The organism is Streptomyces sp. NPDC088747, assembly GCF_044751025.1.
In the GTDB taxonomy this organism is placed as follows: Bacteria; Actinomycetota; Actinomycetes; order Streptomycetales; family Streptomycetaceae; genus Streptomyces.
Genome location: NZ_JBIVKZ010000010.1, coordinates 236,121 through 251,733, shown reverse-complemented (window position 1 = coordinate 251,733; position 15,613 = coordinate 236,121). Strand labels below are relative to the sequence as shown.

The 15,613-nt window shown below is 72.8% G+C and carries 15 protein-coding genes; 5 read left to right on the top strand and 10 right to left on the bottom strand.

The window, feature by feature from the left end; translation table 11 throughout:
- Positions 1 to 16: 16 nt before the first annotated feature.
- Positions 17 to 469, top strand: a complete 453-nt coding sequence (locus ACIP79_RS24270) for a hypothetical protein (RefSeq protein ID WP_401226601.1) — start codon at positions 17 to 19, stop codon at positions 467 to 469.
- Positions 470 to 853: 384 nt separating this feature from the next.
- On the opposite strand, the gene ACIP79_RS24265 is transcribed toward ACIP79_RS24270, so the two are convergent.
- Entirely contained in the window at positions 854 to 2,014 is a 1,161-nt protein-coding gene (locus ACIP79_RS24265; protein ID WP_401226600.1) for a glycerate kinase, read from the bottom strand.
- 192 nt (positions 2,015 to 2,206) lie between these two features.
- Between ACIP79_RS24265 and ACIP79_RS24260 the strand changes: the two genes are divergently transcribed.
- Positions 2,207 to 2,698: an NUDIX domain-containing protein gene (locus ACIP79_RS24260; RefSeq protein WP_401226598.1), complete on the top strand. Its 492-nt coding sequence runs from the start codon at positions 2,207 to 2,209 to the stop codon at positions 2,696 to 2,698.
- Positions 2,699 to 2,757: 59 nt separating this feature from the next.
- Complete coding sequence (locus ACIP79_RS24255) at positions 2,758 to 3,495, top strand: SIR2 family NAD-dependent protein deacylase (RefSeq protein ID WP_401226596.1); 738 nt, start codon at positions 2,758 to 2,760, stop codon at positions 3,493 to 3,495.
- Positions 3,496 to 3,705: 210 nt separating this feature from the next.
- Here ACIP79_RS24255 and ACIP79_RS24250 read toward each other — a convergent pair whose 3' ends face one another.
- The 9 genes from ACIP79_RS24250 to ACIP79_RS24210 all read right to left on the bottom strand — a co-directional run bounded on the left by ACIP79_RS24250 (position 3,706) and on the right by ACIP79_RS24210 (position 14,404).
- Entirely contained in the window at positions 3,706 to 4,194 is a 489-nt protein-coding gene (locus ACIP79_RS24250) for a methylated-DNA--[protein]-cysteine S-methyltransferase (RefSeq protein ID WP_401226595.1), read from the bottom strand.
- A gap of 29 nt (positions 4,195 to 4,223) precedes the next feature.
- A complete protein-coding gene (locus ACIP79_RS24245; RefSeq protein WP_401226593.1) occupies positions 4,224 to 5,708 on the bottom strand; it encodes an AlkA N-terminal domain-containing protein in 1,485 nt (494 codons plus the stop codon).
- A 128-nt stretch (positions 5,709 to 5,836) separates the two neighbouring features.
- Positions 5,837 to 6,781, bottom strand: a complete 945-nt coding sequence (locus ACIP79_RS24240) for a lysylphosphatidylglycerol synthase domain-containing protein (RefSeq protein WP_401226591.1) — start codon at positions 6,779 to 6,781, stop codon at positions 5,837 to 5,839.
- Positions 6,782 to 7,063: 282 nt separating this feature from the next.
- The gene (locus ACIP79_RS24235) at positions 7,064 to 8,323 is read right to left on the bottom strand and encodes a HoxN/HupN/NixA family nickel/cobalt transporter (protein ID WP_401226590.1); all 1,260 of its coding nucleotides are present in this window, start codon (positions 8,321 to 8,323) and stop codon (positions 7,064 to 7,066) included.
- A 191-nt stretch (positions 8,324 to 8,514) separates the two neighbouring features.
- The gene (locus ACIP79_RS24230) at positions 8,515 to 9,255 is read right to left on the bottom strand and encodes a class I SAM-dependent DNA methyltransferase (protein WP_401226589.1); all 741 of its coding nucleotides are present in this window, start codon (positions 9,253 to 9,255) and stop codon (positions 8,515 to 8,517) included.
- A gap of 71 nt (positions 9,256 to 9,326) precedes the next feature.
- A complete protein-coding gene (locus ACIP79_RS24225; RefSeq protein ID WP_401226587.1) occupies positions 9,327 to 9,836 on the bottom strand; it encodes an O-acetyl-ADP-ribose deacetylase in 510 nt (169 codons plus the stop codon).
- Complete coding sequence (locus ACIP79_RS24220) at positions 9,833 to 11,242, bottom strand: phytoene desaturase family protein (RefSeq protein WP_401226586.1); 1,410 nt, start codon at positions 11,240 to 11,242, stop codon at positions 9,833 to 9,835. The genes ACIP79_RS24225 and ACIP79_RS24220 overlap by 4 nt, the downstream gene beginning before the upstream one ends.
- Positions 11,243 to 11,481: 239 nt before the next feature.
- The gene (locus ACIP79_RS24215; protein WP_401226585.1) at positions 11,482 to 12,327 is read right to left on the bottom strand and encodes an inositol monophosphatase family protein; all 846 of its coding nucleotides are present in this window, start codon (positions 12,325 to 12,327) and stop codon (positions 11,482 to 11,484) included.
- Positions 12,328 to 12,547: 220 nt separating this feature from the next.
- On the bottom strand, positions 12,548 to 14,404 hold the full coding sequence (locus tag ACIP79_RS24210; protein ID WP_401226584.1) for a gamma-glutamyltransferase family protein: 1,857 nt from the start codon (positions 14,402 to 14,404) through the stop codon (positions 12,548 to 12,550).
- Between the two features lie 284 nt (positions 14,405 to 14,688).
- Here ACIP79_RS24210 and ACIP79_RS24205 point away from each other — a divergent pair, with 284 nt between their 5' ends.
- Together ACIP79_RS24205 and ACIP79_RS24200 are read left to right on the top strand one after the other, a co-directional pair.
- Complete coding sequence (locus ACIP79_RS24205) at positions 14,689 to 14,880, top strand: hypothetical protein (RefSeq protein WP_401226738.1); 192 nt, start codon at positions 14,689 to 14,691, stop codon at positions 14,878 to 14,880.
- The gene (locus tag ACIP79_RS24200; RefSeq protein ID WP_401226583.1) at positions 14,814 to 15,524 is read left to right on the top strand and encodes a MucR family transcriptional regulator; all 711 of its coding nucleotides are present in this window, start codon (positions 14,814 to 14,816) and stop codon (positions 15,522 to 15,524) included. The genes ACIP79_RS24205 and ACIP79_RS24200 overlap by 67 nt, the downstream gene beginning before the upstream one ends.
- Positions 15,525 to 15,613: the final 89 nt, after the last annotated feature.

Here is a 15,613-nt window from a genome sequence, read left to right as displayed (position 1 = left end):
AAGGCAGGATGCCCGCATGTCTACCGAGGTCAGCGGAATGATCGAATGTCGGCCCGGTGCCCGTCTCTGGGGTCCCGGTGACGAGGACTCCGGGTGGCACTCCGCCATCGACCTCTTCCTGCTCAACAACGGCAACGCCTACGACGCCCTCGCCTGCCTTTTCGGCATTCGCAACTCCTTCGGCTTCCGAGCCCTGGCACAAGACCGCGGCTTTCCCTGCGATGCGTCCAAGACGCTACGAGCCGAGTACGCCCTCTACGACGCCACCGGCGATGCCCACGGGACCACATGGATCACCTGGGCCGAGCTCGCCTGCGCCGACTGGCAGGAAACAGACAGCTCCGGCAAGCGAAGCCGGGAGTCGGTCGCCGGAGACCAAACCCACTGGGGACCGGTCTGGAGCGTGATGCGGACACTCGGCGAACTCCACGGAGCCGACCATGTACGGCTTGTTGCCTGGTTCCACTGAACTGGACTCCGCGCAGAGTCGCCGCATATCCGACAGGAGGCAGCCGTGGCCGAACGCGACATCATGCTCAACGAACTCGCGCAAGCACTGCGCCCGATGCCACAGAGGCATCGAATGGTTCGACACGCTCGGCCCAGAGGAACAGGCCGAAGTGCTGCTGGTTCTGTGCCGCCACTGTGCCCAGGCGATCGTTCGCCGTCCGGTCCCGACTGGGATCAGCCGGGCGCGGCCGGTCCCTGCGGGGAGTGCCGTCGGTGCCCGCGGGGACCGTTCACTGCCCGGTGCCCGCGGGAATTGTTCACCGTCCGGTCCCCACCGGGATCTGCCCCGCGCGGCCCGCCTCGGGCGAGGAAGGTCCCGCCAGGATCAGCCTCGCGGCCCGCCTCAGGTGAGAAAGTCCCGTCCGATGTTCTCCGCGACCCGCTCCAGGATGGGGCCCGCGTCCTCGACGCACTTCGCGATGTCGGGTTCCACCTCGGTGAGGGGGTAGGCGCGGCGGATGCCGGCCTTGCCGAGGGCCTCCGGGCGCAGGGCAAGGCGGCCGCAGACCGCGACGACCTCCTTGCCTGCGGCGCGCGCGGCGGCGGCGACCCCGGCGGGGGCCTTGCCGTGCAGGGTCTGCTCGTCGAGGGAACCCTCGCCGGTGATGACCAGCGTGGCGCGCTCCAGCGCGGGCGCGAAGCCGAGGACGTCGAGCATGACCTCGATACCGGGCCGGAAGCGGGCGCCGAGGACGAGCGCGCCGTACCCGATACCGCCCGCCGCGCCGGCGCCGGGCGCCGCCGCGTACTCGGCGGCCCGGGAGCCGATGGCCTTCTCCAGGACGGCGGCGAAGTGGGCGAGGGACGCGTCCAGCGCGGCCACGTCGTCGGGGCTCGCGCCCTTCTGCGGGCCGTACACGGCGGGTGCGCCCTTGGGGCCCGTGAGCGGGTTGTCCACGTCGGAGGCGAGGACGAGGTCGACCGAGGAGATCCGGGTGTCGAGGCCGGACAGGTCCGCGGTCACGACCTCGCTCAGCGCGCCGCCGCCGGGCGCGACGGGCTCACCGTCGGCGTCCAGGAACCGCGCGCCGAGCGCGGACAGCATGCCGGCGCCCCCGTCGGTGGTGGCGCTCCCGCCCACGCCGAACACGATGGACCGGGCTCCGGCGTCCAGCGCGGCCCGCAGCAGCTCGCCCGATCCGTACGTCGAGGACGTGAGCGGCGCGAAGACCCCGGCGGGCAGCCGCTGCAACCCGCTCGCCTCGGCCATCTCCACGACCGCCGTGCCGTCGCGCAGCGCGTACGCCGCCGTCACCTCGTCACCGAGCGGACCGGCGACCCGCACCTCACGCCGTTCGAATCCGGCCGCCACGGCCGCGTCGACGGTGCCGTCCCCGCCGTCGGCCACCGGCAGCGCCTCGACCTCGACCTGCGGCGCGGCCCGGCGCAGCCCGGCTGTCACCCGCTCGGCGACCTGCACGGCCGTCAGCGTTCCCTTGAACTTGTCCGCGGCGATCAGCACACGAGCCGCCTGCCGAGTCCGGTTCACAGCAGCGTCCGCCACCTTGCATCCCCTTGCTTTCGAGCCTTGCTCACGTCAAGGCAGTCGCGCCGCTGCGACCTTAACCGGAGGAAGCCCTCGCCGTCATGCCCCGCCCGGCTCACGGAACACCTCGCGCGACCGGCCGTGATCGGGCACCCCGGAGCCCTCGCGCGGACCGGCCGCGCGGACGGGGCGGCTCGTTACCCTTCCTGGATGACCATTCAAGACTTCGCCACGTACATCGCGGGCCTGCCCCGCGTCCTCGCCGGGGCCGCCGCCCTCTTCCGTGATTCCGACGGGCGCGTCCTGCTGGTCGAGCCGAACTACCGTGACGGCTGGGCCCTTCCGGGCGGCACCGTCGAATCGGACGAGGGGGAGACTCCGCGCCAGGGCGCCCGCCGGGAGACCGTCGAGGAGATCGGCCTCGACATCGCACTCGGCCGGCTGCTCGCCGTGGACTGGGTGCACGGCACGGCGCGGCCCCCGCTGGTGGCCTACCTGTACGACGGCGGAGTCCTCACCGAGCAGGACTTCAACGCGATCCGGTTGCAGGAGGAGGAGCTGCTGTCTTGGCGTCTCGTCCCGCGGGAGGAACTGCCGGAGTACCTTCCGGGCGCGCTGGGCCGACGCGTCCTGGCCGCGCTCGACGTGCTGACGGAGGGCACGGGGACGGTGGAGCTGGAGAACGGTCACCGGGTCGGCTGACTCCACGACTCCCCTTACTCGATGGACCCCGCGCCGACGGACGTCCTACCCTTCGGCCCATGACCAGGCCTCTCGTCGCCGTCCTCAGCGGAGCCGGTATCTCCACCGACTCCGGGATTCCCGACTACCGCGGCCCCAACGGGGTGTGGCGGAAGGATCCCGAGGCCGAGAAGCTCGTGACGTACGAGTACTACATGGGTGATCCGGAGATCAGACGACGGGCGTGGCAGCTGCGGCGGCGGAACGGCACGCTGGTGGCCGAGCCGAACGCCGCGCACCTGGCCGTGGCCGAGCTGGAGCGGACCGGGGTGCCGGTGCGGGTGATCACCCAGAACGTGGACGGGCTCCACCAGCTCGCCGGGATGCCCGCCCGCAAAGTGCTCGAACTGCATGGCACGGCGCGGACCCTGGTGTGCACCGAGTGCCACGACAGGGCGCCGATGGAGGCCGCGCTCGCGCGGGTCGAGGCCGGTGAGGAGGACCCGGCGTGCCTGAAGTGCGGCGGCATCCTCAAGTCGGCGACGGTGATGTTCGGCGAGCGGCTGGACCCCGTCGTCCTCGGTGAGGCCCTCGCGATCACCAAGGCGTGCCAGGTGTTCATCGCCGTCGGGACCAGCCTCCAGGTGCAGCCCGCCGCAGGGCTCGCCGGGATCGCCGCGGACCACGGGGCACGCCTGATCATCGTCAACGCCGAACCGACGCCGTACGACGATCGCGCCGACGAGGTCGTACGCGAGCCGATCGGCACGGCACTGCCCGAACTGCTGCGCCGCCTGGGCGACGACAGCGGCGGGTAGCGGCTGACCGCGTGCCGGACGGGTGCCATGCGGCGCGGGTCACACCGTGGTGCGGTCGCGGGGGGGCACGACCGTCGCGACCGGTGCTCGCCCTTCACGGCCGCCGCCAGTTCGTCGGGGGTGCAGGTCTCCGCCGCCCGGGTGTGTCGACGGCCCCTCACCCCGTTGCACAGCCCGGATGAACCACCGGTGTCCGTTACGAGATGTCCGTTACGAGAAGAGGGCGGCGCCGCTCTCGAAGTCCAGCAGCCGCTGCTTGCGGTCGAGACCGCCGCCGTACCCCGTGAGGCTGCCGTTCGCACCGACGACGCGGTGGCAGGGCACGATGATGCCGATCGGGTTCTTGCCGTTGGCTAGGCCCACCGCGCGGGAGGCTCCCACGTTGCCCAGGACTTCGGCCAGTTCGCCGTACGAGCGCGTCTCGCCGTAGGGGATCCGCCGGAGTTGCTCCCAGACACCCTGCTGGAAGGGCGTTCCGTCGAGTCGCAGCGGCAGGTCGAACTCCTTCAACTCGCCCGCGAAGTAGGCCGCGAGCTGGTCGGTCACCTCGTCGAGGAGTGCGTCGTCGTCGCGTGCGCCGAAGCTCTCCTCGGCGGGGCGATGCCGCTGGCCGACCATGTAGAGGCCGCAGAGGGCACCTTCGTCGGCGACGAGGGTCAGCGGTCCGTAAGGGCTGTCGATCACGGTGTGGCGCTTCATGAATCGTCCTTGTGTGGGCTCATACCTGCCTACTGGGGAAGGAAGTTGATCGGGTGGCTGTCCGTCGCCCACAGGTACTGGACCGCGTACGCCCGCCAGGGGCGCCACGCCGCGGCGCGTGCCGTGAGTGCGGCGGGAGTGGACGGCAGGCCCAACTCCTGTGCCGCGCGCCTGATTCCGAGGTCCGTGGGGAGGAAGGCGTCGGGATCGCCCAGGGCGCGCATGGCGATGACGTCGACGGTCCAGGGGCCGAAGCCCGGCAGGGAGAGGAGCCGGGCGCGGGTCTCCTCCCAGTCGCTGTCGATGCCCAAGTGGAGCGAGCCGTCGGCGAGTTGACGTACGAGGGTGGTGAAGGTGGCGCGGCGGGTGCGCGGCATCGCGAGGGACTCGGGGTCCAGCGCGGCGAGCGACTCGGGTGACGGGAAGAGGTGGGTGAGCCCGCCCTCGGGGTCGTCGACCGGGTCCCCGTACGCGGTGACCAGACGCGCCGCGTGGGTGCGGGCCGCGGCCGTGGAGACCTGCTGGCCCAGTACGGCCCGTACGGCGAACTCGTCCTCGTCGACCGTGCGCGGCACCCGGCGGCCCGGCGCCTTGTCGACGAGCGGCGCGAGCAGCGGGTCGGTGCGCAGCTGCTCGTCGACGGCGACCGGGTCGGCGTCCAGGTCGAGCATGCGGCGGCAGCGGCTGATCGCGACGGGCAGGTCGCGCAGGTCGGTGAGGGTGAGGCGGCAGGCGATGTGGTCGGGGTTCGGGGTGAGTCCGACGATCCCGTGGCCGTAGGGCAGGCGCAGGGTGCGCCGGTACGCGTCGTCGCGCCACTCCTCGACGCCCGGTACGGCGGTCGCCGCGAGGTGGCCGAAGAGGTTGTCGGGGTTGAGGGGGGCGCGGAAGGGGAGCCGCAGGCTCAGCGCTCCCGGTGCGGCGGCGCCCGCCTTCCGCCTGGGCAGCCGGGCGCGCAGTTCGCTCGGTGAGAGTGCGAAGACCTCGCGGACGGTGTCGTTGAAGGTGCGGATCGAGGAGAACCCGGCCGCGAAGGCGATCTCCGCCATCGGGAGCGGAGTGGTCTCGATGAGCAGTCGCGCGGTCTGGGCGCGCTGGGCACGGGCGAGGGCGAGGGGGCCCGCGCCCAGTTCGGCGAGGAGCTGCCGCTCGATCTGGCGGGTGCTGTAGCCGAGCCGGGTGGCGAGGCCCGGTACGCCCTCGCGGTCCACGATCCCGTCGTCGATCAGGCGCATGGCGCGGGCGACGAGGTCGGCGCGCTGGTTCCACTGGGGCGAGCCGGGGCTGGTGTCGGGGCGACACCGCTTGCAGGCCCGGAATCCGGCCTGCTGACAGGCGGCCGCGCTGGGGTGGAACGTCATGTTCTCCGGCTTCGGCGGCACCACCGGGCAGCTGGGCCGGCAGTAGATGCGCGTCGTCACGACCGCCGTGAAGAACCAGCCGTCGAAGCGCGCGTCCTTCGACTGGACCGCGCGCACACAGCGTTCCGTGTCGGTGTGCATCCCGTTCTGCATGCCTCAAGCATCGGGCACGCGCGAGGTCAGGGCTGGCGGGAATCCGACATCGACCTCGCGGACGCAGGGACCGGCCTTCGGCCCGCCTGCCGAAAGGGCCCCTTGCCCGGCTCTCGGGGTGGCGCCGGTCACACCACCCGGCGCCGTACCAGCACTCCCAGCGCCAGCAGTCCCGGCAGCAGTGGCAGCCACACGGTCAGGAGCCGGTAGCCGAGGACGACGGACGCCGCCGCGCCGGCCGGTGCGCCGGCGAGGGTGAGGGCCAGGGCGAGGGCGGCGTCCAGGGAGCCGAGGCCGCCCGGGGTCGGGAGCAGGACGGCGGCGCTGCTCGCGGCGAGGTAGGCGAGGGCGACCTGGGCAGGGGGCAGCGGCAGATCGATGGCCTGGGACACCGCGATCACCACCGAGGCGTGCAACCCGGCGAAGGCGAGCGAACCGCCCCACAACGCGGCCGCCCGCGCGGGGAGTTCGTGCACGGCGCGGACATCGGCGAGCACGGCCCGCAGGACACGCCGCAGCGGTCCCTTCAGGAGCGCCGCGGCGAGGGCGGCCACCGCGACGGCGACCGCCACCGGCGCCGCCGGCACGTGCGGAACGCGGAGTACGCCGGGACAGGCCAGCGCGAGGGACGCGATCAGGAAGCCTCGCGCCACGGCTCCCGAGGTGGCCTTGACCGCGAGGGCGGTCGCCGACCGGGCGAACGGCAGTCCGCACCGGGTCAGGAAGCGCAGGTTGACCGCGCCCGCGCCCAGGCCCGCGGGCAGTACGTGGTTGGCGGCGGACGCCGCGAACTGCACGGCCACCAGCCGCCGCGCGGGCAACGGCCGGGCCACCGCGCCCTGTTGGGCGAGTGCGGAACACGCCCAGGTCGCCACGGTGGCGGCGCTCGCCACCAGCAGCCAGCCCCGGTCGGCGTCTGCCAGCCGCGCGACTCCCTCCTCGACCACCGGCCAGTGGCGCCGCGCCAGGTACAGCGCGCCCAGCACCACGAGGAGCGAGACCCCCGCCTGCCAGGAGATCCGCCTGCCGACGGTCGGGTTCGGCGTCGTGGGAGCGGCCGGCGGAGCGCTCATGCCGCCGGGCCTCCCCCGGCACGGACACGCGGCTCAACTGTCACGTGCCGTGTGCCGGCCGGGCGGGCGACCGTGGCGGCACCCGCCACGTGCAACGTCCTGGCCATCGTCCGCCCCTCACCGCCGCAGGCCGAAGGGCCTCTGCACAATCACGGACAAATTACCGCGCGCCGCGCGGGGGTGCAGGGCGGGTGCGGCATCCGGAGGCGCGGGCGGGACCGGCCGCCGGGAACGCTGCCGGGGGTGGTGGTGCCCCTGGGGCGTCAGTCGCCGGGCGGGTCGTCAGCCGGCGGGCTGTTGCGCGGCGGGGCGCGGGTCGGCGAGCTCCGGGGACGACCGGTCAGCCGACTCCGGAGATGACCGGTCAGCGGAGGCCGGAGATGACCGGTCAGCGGACTCCGGAGATGGCCGGTCAGCAGACGCCGGAGATGACCGGTCGGCCGTCCCAGGTCGACGAGGACCGTCCGCCGGCGCAGGGCGCAGTCCTGCCGTCCACTTCTCCTCGATGCGGGCGGCCTTCCACACCACCAGGGCGATGACCCAGGTGGCGACGAACAGCCCGACGATGACGAAACCGACGGTGTTGAGGTCGAGGTCGCCGACCCGGTCCCAGAAGGCTCCGTGCAGGTTCAGCCGCTCCGCGAGCAGGCCGAGGAGTTCGACCGTGCCGATGATCAGGGCGACGGCGACGGACAGCCCGGTGATGGTGAGGTTGTAGTAGACCTTGCGCACCGGCTTGGAGAAGGCCCACCCGTAGGCGAAGTTCATGAACGAACCGTCGATGGTGTCGAGCAGGCACATGCCCGCCGCGAACAGGACGGGCAGGCACAGGATCGCGTACCAGGGCAGCCCGGAGGCCGCGCCCGACCCGGCGAGGACCAGCAGGGCGACCTCGGTGGCCGTGTCGAAGCCGAGCCCGAAGAGCAGACCCAGCGGATACATCTGCCCGGGCCTGGTCACCGACTTCATGACCCGGCCGAGCAGACGGTTCATGAGCCCGCGGTTGTCGAGCTGCTCCTCCAGGGCCGCCTCGTCGAAGTGGCCGGAGCGCATCTGCCGGAAGACCTTCCAGATCCCGGCGAGGATGACGAGGTTGACGGCGGCTATGACGTACAGGAAGGTCCCGGAGACCGTCGTACCGATCAGCCCGGTGACGTCGTGCAGGCGTGAGTCGTCGTCGCGTACGGGTCCGGCCAGCGTCCGGACGCCGAGGGAGAGCAGGAGGGCCAGCCCGAAGACGATGCTGGAGTGGCCGAGCGAGAACCAGAACCCGACCGACAGCGGCCGTCGGCCCTCGCTCATCAGTTTGCGGGTGGTGTTGTCGATGGCCGCGATGTGATCGGCGTCGAACGCGTGCCGCATGCCCAGGGTGTACGCGGTCACGCCGATCCCGACGCCGAACGATTTCGTGCCGATGCTGTAGTGCTCCGGCGCCACGACGGCGACGAGGGTGAACCAGCCGATCACGTGCAGGGCGATGATGACCGCGGCCATCCCGCCGAGCCGGCCCCACTCCTGCCGCGTGAGCGACGTACGACGCATGGGGGCCTTCTCTCGGGACCGGCGGAGCTTTCGGGTGCGCCTCCCACCCTGCTGCTCACCAATCCCACCTGCAATCAGCTCGCAGTAAAGCTTGGACCAGCACTTCCCAAGCCCCGCACTTCCTAGGCCCCGCACTTCCCCTACTCCGCATTTCCCCAGCTCGGCCGGCTCGCGGGAAGCCGTCCGAGCGGCTACGCGGCGGGCTTCTCCCAGACGGAAACATGCCCGCCGCTCTCGCTGGTGAAGGGTTCGCGGGTCCATCCTTCCCACCGCTCGCACAGGCGCAGGCCGGCGAGCCGGGCCATCAGGTCGAGCTCCGCCGGCCAGACGTAGCGGAAGGGGATCGACCGGTACCGGCCGTGCCCGTCGACGACCTCGACGTAGTTCGAACTCACCTGCTGGGTGGCCACGTCGTAGTCGTCGAACGCCCAGCGCGTCGGGCTGGCGTGGAAGGGTACGACGGTCTGCCCGGCCGGGAGTTTCCGCAGCTCGGGGACCATGACCTCGATGACGAACCGGCCGCCGGGTTCGAGGTGGGCCGCGACGTTGCGGAAGCAGTCCACCTGCGCGTCCTGCGTCGTCAGGTTCATGATCGTGTTAAAGACCAGAAAGGCGACGGAGAAGGTCCCCTCCACCTTCGTCGTCGCGAAGTCGCCGATCGTCACGCCGATCGTGTCGCCGCCCGGCTTGGCGCGCAGCCGGTCCACCATGGCCCGCGACAGGTCGATGCCGTGGACCGGGACTCCTCTCCGTGCCAGCGGCAACGCGACGCGCCCCGTCCCGATGCCCAGTTCCAGCGCCCGGCCGCCACCGGCGAGCCCCGCCAGGAAGTCGACCACCGCCCCGACGACCTCCGGCCGGAACTCCTCCGCGGACGACTCGTCGTAGGTCGCCGCGACACTCTCCCCGAAATACCCGTCCTCGTCCGTCACAGCCGGACCGTACTGCGGAAGGCGCCCCAGCCGCCCGGCAATTTCCCTCGGCTGCCCCCTGTCGAGGACAGTCAGCGGACCCGCGCGGCGAACGCCTCGTACGCCCGCTCGTCGAAGAGGACGAACCGGACCTCTTCGACCGCCGTCGGGGTCTCCTCGACCGTCTCGACGGCCACGCGGGCGGCGTCGTCCATCGGCCACCCGAAGACGCCGGCCGAGATGGCAGGAAAGGCGACGGTGCGCGCGCCCAGCTCGTCCGCCACGCGAAGGGACTGCCGGTAGCAGGAAGCGAGCGGGGCGGAGTCGCTGCCGGGGCCCTGCCACACCGGGCCGACGGTGTGGATCACCCAGCGCGCGTCCAGTTCGCCCGCCGTGGTGGCGACCGCCTGTCCGGTGGCCAGGCCCTTGCCGTAGTGGGAGGCACGGAGCTTGCGGCACTCGGCGAGGATGGCGGGTCCGCCCCGGCGGTGGATGGCGCCGTCGACGCCGCCCCCGCCGAGCAGCGAGGAGTTCGCCGCGTTGACGACGGCGTCGACGCTCTGCCGGGTGATGTCGCCCCGGACCAGCGCGATCGTGGTCATGGCTGCCTCAGCCTCCTCCACACGGCCTTCGCCGCGTTGTGCCCCGACATGCCGTGGACGCCCGGGCCCGGCGGGGTGGCCGAGGAACAGATGAAGACGGCCGGGTGCGGGGTGCCGTACGGGAAGAGGGAGAGTTTGGGGCGCAGCAGGAGCTGGAGGCCGGCGGCGGCGCCGGACGCGATGTCGCCGCCCACGTAGTTGGCGTTGCGGGCGGCGAGTTCGGGCGGACCCGCTGTCGCCCGGGCGAGGACGCGGTCGCGGAAGCCCGGCGCGAAGCGCTCCAGCTGGCGCTCGATGGCGTCGGTGAGGTCTCCCGTCCAGCCGTTCGGAACGTGTCCGTACGCCCAGAAGACCTGCTTGCCGTCGGGCGCCCGGGAGGGGTCGACGACGCCGGGCTGCACGGTGATCAGGAACGGCGTGTCGGGTGCCCGTCCCTCGCGCGAGACCGCCCGCAGTGCGCCGTCGATCTCCGCGCGGCTCGCCCCGACCTGCACGGTCCCGGCGGTGCGCGCCTCCTTCGCCGTCCACGGCACCGGGCCGTCGAGCGCGTAGTCGATCTTGAACACGCTCGCGCCGTACCGGTAGTGCTCGTAGTAGCGGCCGAAGCCGGCGATCCGGGACAGCGCGGTGGGCGAGGTGTCGAAGACGTAGGCGCGGGCGGGCGGCAGGTCGTCGAGCCGCTTGACCTCGTAGTCCGTGTGGACGCTGCCGCCGAGGTCCTTGAGGTACGCGGTGAGCGCGTCGGAGATGGACTGCGAGCCGCCGCGCGCGACGGGCCAGCCGCGGGCGTGCGCGGCGAGGGCGAAGACGAGGCCCACGGCACCGGTGGCGATCCCGTCGAGCGGGGCGATGACATGGGCGACGAGCCCGGAGAACAGCGCCTTGGCCCGCTCGTCACGGAAGCGGCGCATCAGCCATGTCGAGGGCGGCAGTCCGACGAGTCCGAAGCGGGCGAGGGTGACCGGATCGCGGGGCAGCGCGGTCAGGGGCAGCGACATGAAGTCGTGGAGCAGTGTGTCCCATTTGGGGAGGAACGGGGCGATCAGGCGGCGGTACGCACCGGCGTCGCGGGGCCCGAACGAGGCGGCGGTCTCCGCGACGGACCGGGAGAGCACGGCCGCGGTGCCGTCGAGGAACGGGTGGGCCATGGGCAGCTCGGCGTGCAGCCACTCCAGGCCGTACCGCTCCAGGGGCATCGCCCTGAACGCGGGTGAGTTGACGCCCAGCGGATGGGCCGCCGAACACGGGTCGTGCCGGAAGCCGGGCAGTGTCAGCTCTTCGGTGCGGGATCCGCCGCCCACGGTGTCCCGCGCCTCGAAGACGGCCACGGAGAGGCCGCGACGGGCCAGCTCCACGGCGGCCGTCAGGCCGTTCGGCCCCGCACCCACCACGACCACATCGAGCATCGACGGCACCTTCGGACTCCTTTGTCAGCCGATGGCCACTGGGATCAGGATATGCCGGGGGAGCGACAGCCCTGACGGCGCGGGCGGTTGAAAACCCGGCCGCGCCGGAAGTCTCCGTTCCGGTCGCGCCGGAGACATCGTTCCGGCCGCTCGCGCCGGAGGCATCGTTCCGGCCGCTCGGAGACCTCGGTTCCGCTCGCCCCGGAAGCCGGTTCCGCCCGGCACCCGCCGGCCCCGGCTCAGATCCCGCCCCTCAGCAGTGACACCACCCGGCGTGCCGTGGCCTCGTCGCGGGCCGCCGTGAACGGCATCGTGTTGCCTCCGGCGATCCGGAACGGCTCGCCCGTGAGGGTCAGATGGGCACCGCCCGCCTCCTCGACCAGGAGCAGGCCCGCCGCGTGGTCCCAGGCGGCCTCCCACGAGAAGGCCGTGGCGTCCAGCTCGCCGCGGGCGACGGCCAGGTACTCCAGGCCAGCGGAGCCGCAGGGACGGGTGACGACACCGTCGGTCCACAGGGCGGCGAGCGCGCGCTTCTGGGCGTCCGTGGTGAAGTCCGGGTGCGAGGTCGCGACGTCGAGGTCGCGGCCGGGCACGGGCGAGCCGGAGCGCAGGGGCACGCCGTCGAGTACGGCACCCCGGCCGCGGATCGCGGTGGCGAACTCGTCGCGGGCCGGCGCGAACGTCCAGGAGGCCCGCACGACGCCGTCCAGGGCGAGCGCGACCAGGGTGCAGAATCCGGGGTCGCCGTGGACGAACTGCCGTGTCCCGTCGACCGGGTCCACGATCCAGACGGGCTCGGTGCCGCGAATGGCTCCGTACGTCGCCGGATCGGCGTGCACCGCCTCCTCGCCGACCACCACGGAGCCGGGCAGCAGCGCGGTGAGCACCCCGGTGAGGTACTGCTCGGCCTTGCGGTCGGCGTCCGTCACCAGGTCGTGCGGGCCGGTCTTCTGGTCTATCTCGTGCGCGGCGAGCTGCCGGAAGCGCGGCATGATCTCGCCGGCGGCCGCCTGCCGGACCGCTTCTTCGACGTCGGTCGTGCGGTGGTCGAGAAACTCGTCGATGGTTTCGATGTCTACGATCATGGCTCCATGACAGCACGCGTCGCTGACAATCCTCACCGGACGGGTGCACTCCGGGCGGATTCACCGTGAATTCCCGGAGTGTTCGGTGACGGAGGGCGCGCGGCACGGCACACGGGGTGCGCGAACGCGCCGGGCCGCGTGCCGCCGCCCAATCCCGAGCGCCCCGAACTCCCCGGATCCTCCGGGCCCGCCGGACCCCGGACCCCCCGGACCCGCCGGATCAGCGCCCGACCGCATACCCCTGCATCCCCCGCGGATTGGCCCCCGCCGACAGCACTCCCGTCTCCGGATCCCGCGCGACCGCGCACAGCCGGCCCTCGGACCACGCCTCGCCGACCTGGACGTGGTGCCCGCGGCGACCCAGTTCCTCGACGACCCCCGGGTCCATGCGGGACTCGACGGTGACGCTGCCGGGGTGCATGGCACGCGGGTAGAAGGAGCCGGGGAAGCTGTCGTTGTGCCAGTTCGGCTCGTCGATCGCGCCCTGGAGGTCGAGGCCGCCGCGCACCTCGGCGCGGAGCGCCACGGACAGGAAGAAGTGCGTCTGCCACTGGTCCTGCTGGTCCCCGCCAGGTGTGCCGAACGCCATGACCGGCACTCCGTCGCGCAACGCGAGCGAGGGGGTCAGCGTGGTGCGCGGACGGCGGCCAGGCGTCAGGGAGTTGGGCAGCCCCTCCTCCAGCCAGGCCATCTGGAGCCGGGTGCCGAGCGGGAAGCCCAGCTCGGGCACGACCGGGTTGGACTGGAGCCAGCCGCCGCTGGGCGTGGCGGCGACCATGTTGCCCCAGCGGTCGACGATGTCGAGGTGGCAGGTGTCGCCCCGGGTACCGCCGTCCGGCGCCACCCGGGGGTCGGCGCCACCCCGGGCCACCGTGGGTTCACCCGCCCCCGGCACCGCGAGCGCGTCGAAGCCCGGTTCCCCGGCGGCCACCACGCGCGCGTGCCCGCTCATCCGCGGCTCCCGCCCTCCGGGGCCGCCGGGCCTCAGTTCGCAGGACGCCCGGTGGCCGACGAGCGCGCGCCGGGCCGTGTTGTACGGCTCCGACAGCAGCGCGTCGAGCGGCACCTCGGCCGCGTCCCCGTACCAGGCCTCCCGGTCGGCCATGGCGAGCTTGCAGCCCTCGATCAACAGGTGGACGTAGTCGGCGGACCCGTAGAGGGGCAGTCGCGGCGGCAGCAGGGCCAACTGCTGGAGCAGGACCGGACCCTGGCTCCAGGGGCCCGCCTTGCACAGGGTCCAGCCTCGCCAGTCGTACGTCGCCGGAGCCTCGTAACTCGCCGACCAGGAGGCCAGATCGGCGGGCGTCAGGGTGCCGGTGTGGCGCTCGCCGCTGGTGTCCAGGGTGGGGCGCCGCGCCTGGCGTACGAGCGCCTCGGCGATGAAGCCGGACCGCCACACCTCACGGGCGGCCTCGATCTGCCTCACCCGCTCCGCCTCCCCCGGCGTCCCGGCGGCGTCGGTGGTCTCCGGGCCGTCGGATATCTCCGCGAGCAGCCGCCGCCAGGTGCCGGCGAGGGCGGGGTTGCGGAACAGTTCGCCGGGGCGCGGGGCTCTGCCGCCCGGCAGGTAGACCTCCGCCGACGAGGTCCACTCCGTCTCGAAGAGCTCGCGTACGGTCTCCACGGTCTCGCCGACGCGCTCCACGGGCGCGTGCCCGTCCTCCGCGTACCCGATGGCGTACTTCAGGAGGGCGGCGAGGGACTTCGTGCCGTGGTCGCGCAGGAGCAGCATCCAGGCGTCGAAGGCGCCGGGGACGGCGGCGGCGAGCGGTCCGGTCCCGGGTACGAGATCCAGACCGAGCCCCCTGTAGTGGGCGATCGTCGCTCCGGCGGGCGCGACGCCCTGCCCGCACAGCACCCGCACCTCGCCGTCCGCGGGGGCGACGATGACGGGGACCTCGCCCGCGGGCCCGTTGAGGTGCGGCTCGACGACGTGCAGGACGAAGCCCGCGGCGACCGCGGCGTCGTAGGCGTTGCCGCCGTCCTCCAGGACGGCCATCGCCGACTGCGAGGCGAGCCAGTGCGTCGTGGACACCATGCCGAAGGTGCCCTGGAGAGTGGGACGGGTCGTGAACATACGGCTTCTCACCTCGCTGCTTGTGCCGGTCGGCGGCCGGACCAGGCTAGTGCCCCGGTGATCGCGGCCCCGGACCCGTCCGGAATGGACGCGGGGCGAACGGGGATACAGGCGAGAAGGGGTGCGGGGCAATGCCCGAGGGACTCGGACGCGTCAGGCAGGACGCCGCCCCGCACCTGGGCACAGTGTCGCTCGACGGACCGCCTTCTTGCAACCACACCGCTATTGCGAATAACTTGCATTAACAGTAGAACACCCGAGACCGGCACCGGAGGAGACGAACAGTGACGACCGTTCCCGCGGCCCTCGCCGCCTCTACCGCCACCGAACTCGGCACCGGCACCGGCACCGGACTCGGGGTACTCCACCCCGACTTCGGGCGGCTGGTCCGGGACGGAGCACTGACACCGTGGTCTGCCACGTGTGCGGGCGGGCCTTTCGCGCGCTGGGCGCGCATGTGCGCGCGCACAGGATGACCGCCGCCGAGTACCGGCGGAAGTTCGGCCTGCTCAGTGCCCGCGCACTCAGCGCGCGGTCGCTCTCCGCGGAGCGGTCCCGCACCCGCCTCGCCGCCTACCGGGCGTCCGAGCAGGCCCAGGCCCGTTTCGCGGCGGGCCGGGCCATGGCCCGCTCGGGCGAACTGAGCCGCAGACGCTGGGGCGCCGCCACCGGACGGACGGACCCGGAGGAACTGCGGCGGGTACGAGAGGCCGGGCTCGGCGCCGGACGCCGTACGCAGGCGCGGGCCGCGGACGACCGGATGACGGCCGCACTGCGTACCCACGGCTTCAGCGACCTCGGGCAGGCTCTGCGCACCCTGTACGCCGAGCGGGAGAACAGCGTCGAGGACACCGCGCGCATGCTGTCCGTCGGCAGGGGCAGACTGCGCCGGCTGCTGGCCGAGTACGGCATCCCGGTCCGCCCCGCGGGGCACAACTCCGCCGCCGGCCGGCGCTCACGCGCGCGGCTCAACGACCTGGCCGCCGCCGAACGCGTCGGAACCCGGGACATCGCGGCCTGGCTGCGCGAGCGGACCGCCGAGGGCGCCACCCTGCGTGAACTGTCGGCGGCCACCGGCCGCAGCATCCCCTGGGTGGCCTCCCGGATCGGCGCCCGCTGAGCGCACGGCCTCCCCCGCTCGACCTCCCCACACGGCCGGAACCAATCGTCCGGAATCAATCGTCCGGAGGCGGCGTTGGCGCTGATGGA

Bases quoted from the DNA above. Each gene is read 5' to 3' on its own strand.
- ACIP79_RS24270 (WP_401226601.1), top strand. From the start codon at position 17: ATGTCTACCGAGGTCAGCGGAATGATCGAATGTCGGCCCGGTGCCCGT.
- ACIP79_RS24260 (WP_401226598.1), top strand. From the start codon at position 2,207: ATGACCATTCAAGACTTCGCCACGTACATCGCGGGCCTGCCCCGCGTC.
- ACIP79_RS24255 (WP_401226596.1), top strand. From the start codon at position 2,758: ATGACCAGGCCTCTCGTCGCCGTCCTCAGCGGAGCCGGTATCTCCACC.
- ACIP79_RS24250 (WP_401226595.1), bottom strand. From the start codon at position 4,194: ATGAAGCGCCACACCGTGATCGACAGCCCTTACGGACCGCTGACCCTC.
- ACIP79_RS24245 (WP_401226593.1), bottom strand. From the start codon at position 5,708: ATGCAGAACGGGATGCACACCGACACGGAACGCTGTGTGCGCGCGGTC.
- ACIP79_RS24240 (WP_401226591.1), bottom strand. From the start codon at position 6,781: ATGAGCGCTCCGCCGGCCGCTCCCACGACGCCGAACCCGACCGTCGGC.
- ACIP79_RS24235 (WP_401226590.1), bottom strand. From the start codon at position 8,323: ATGCGTCGTACGTCGCTCACGCGGCAGGAGTGGGGCCGGCTCGGCGGG.
- ACIP79_RS24225 (WP_401226587.1), bottom strand. From the start codon at position 9,836: ATGACCACGATCGCGCTGGTCCGGGGCGACATCACCCGGCAGAGCGTC.
- ACIP79_RS24220 (WP_401226586.1), bottom strand. From the start codon at position 11,242: ATGCTCGATGTGGTCGTGGTGGGTGCGGGGCCGAACGGCCTGACGGCC.
- ACIP79_RS24215 (WP_401226585.1), bottom strand. From the start codon at position 12,327: ATGATCGTAGACATCGAAACCATCGACGAGTTTCTCGACCACCGCACG.
- ACIP79_RS24210 (WP_401226584.1), bottom strand. From the start codon at position 14,404: ATGTTCACGACCCGTCCCACTCTCCAGGGCACCTTCGGCATGGTGTCC.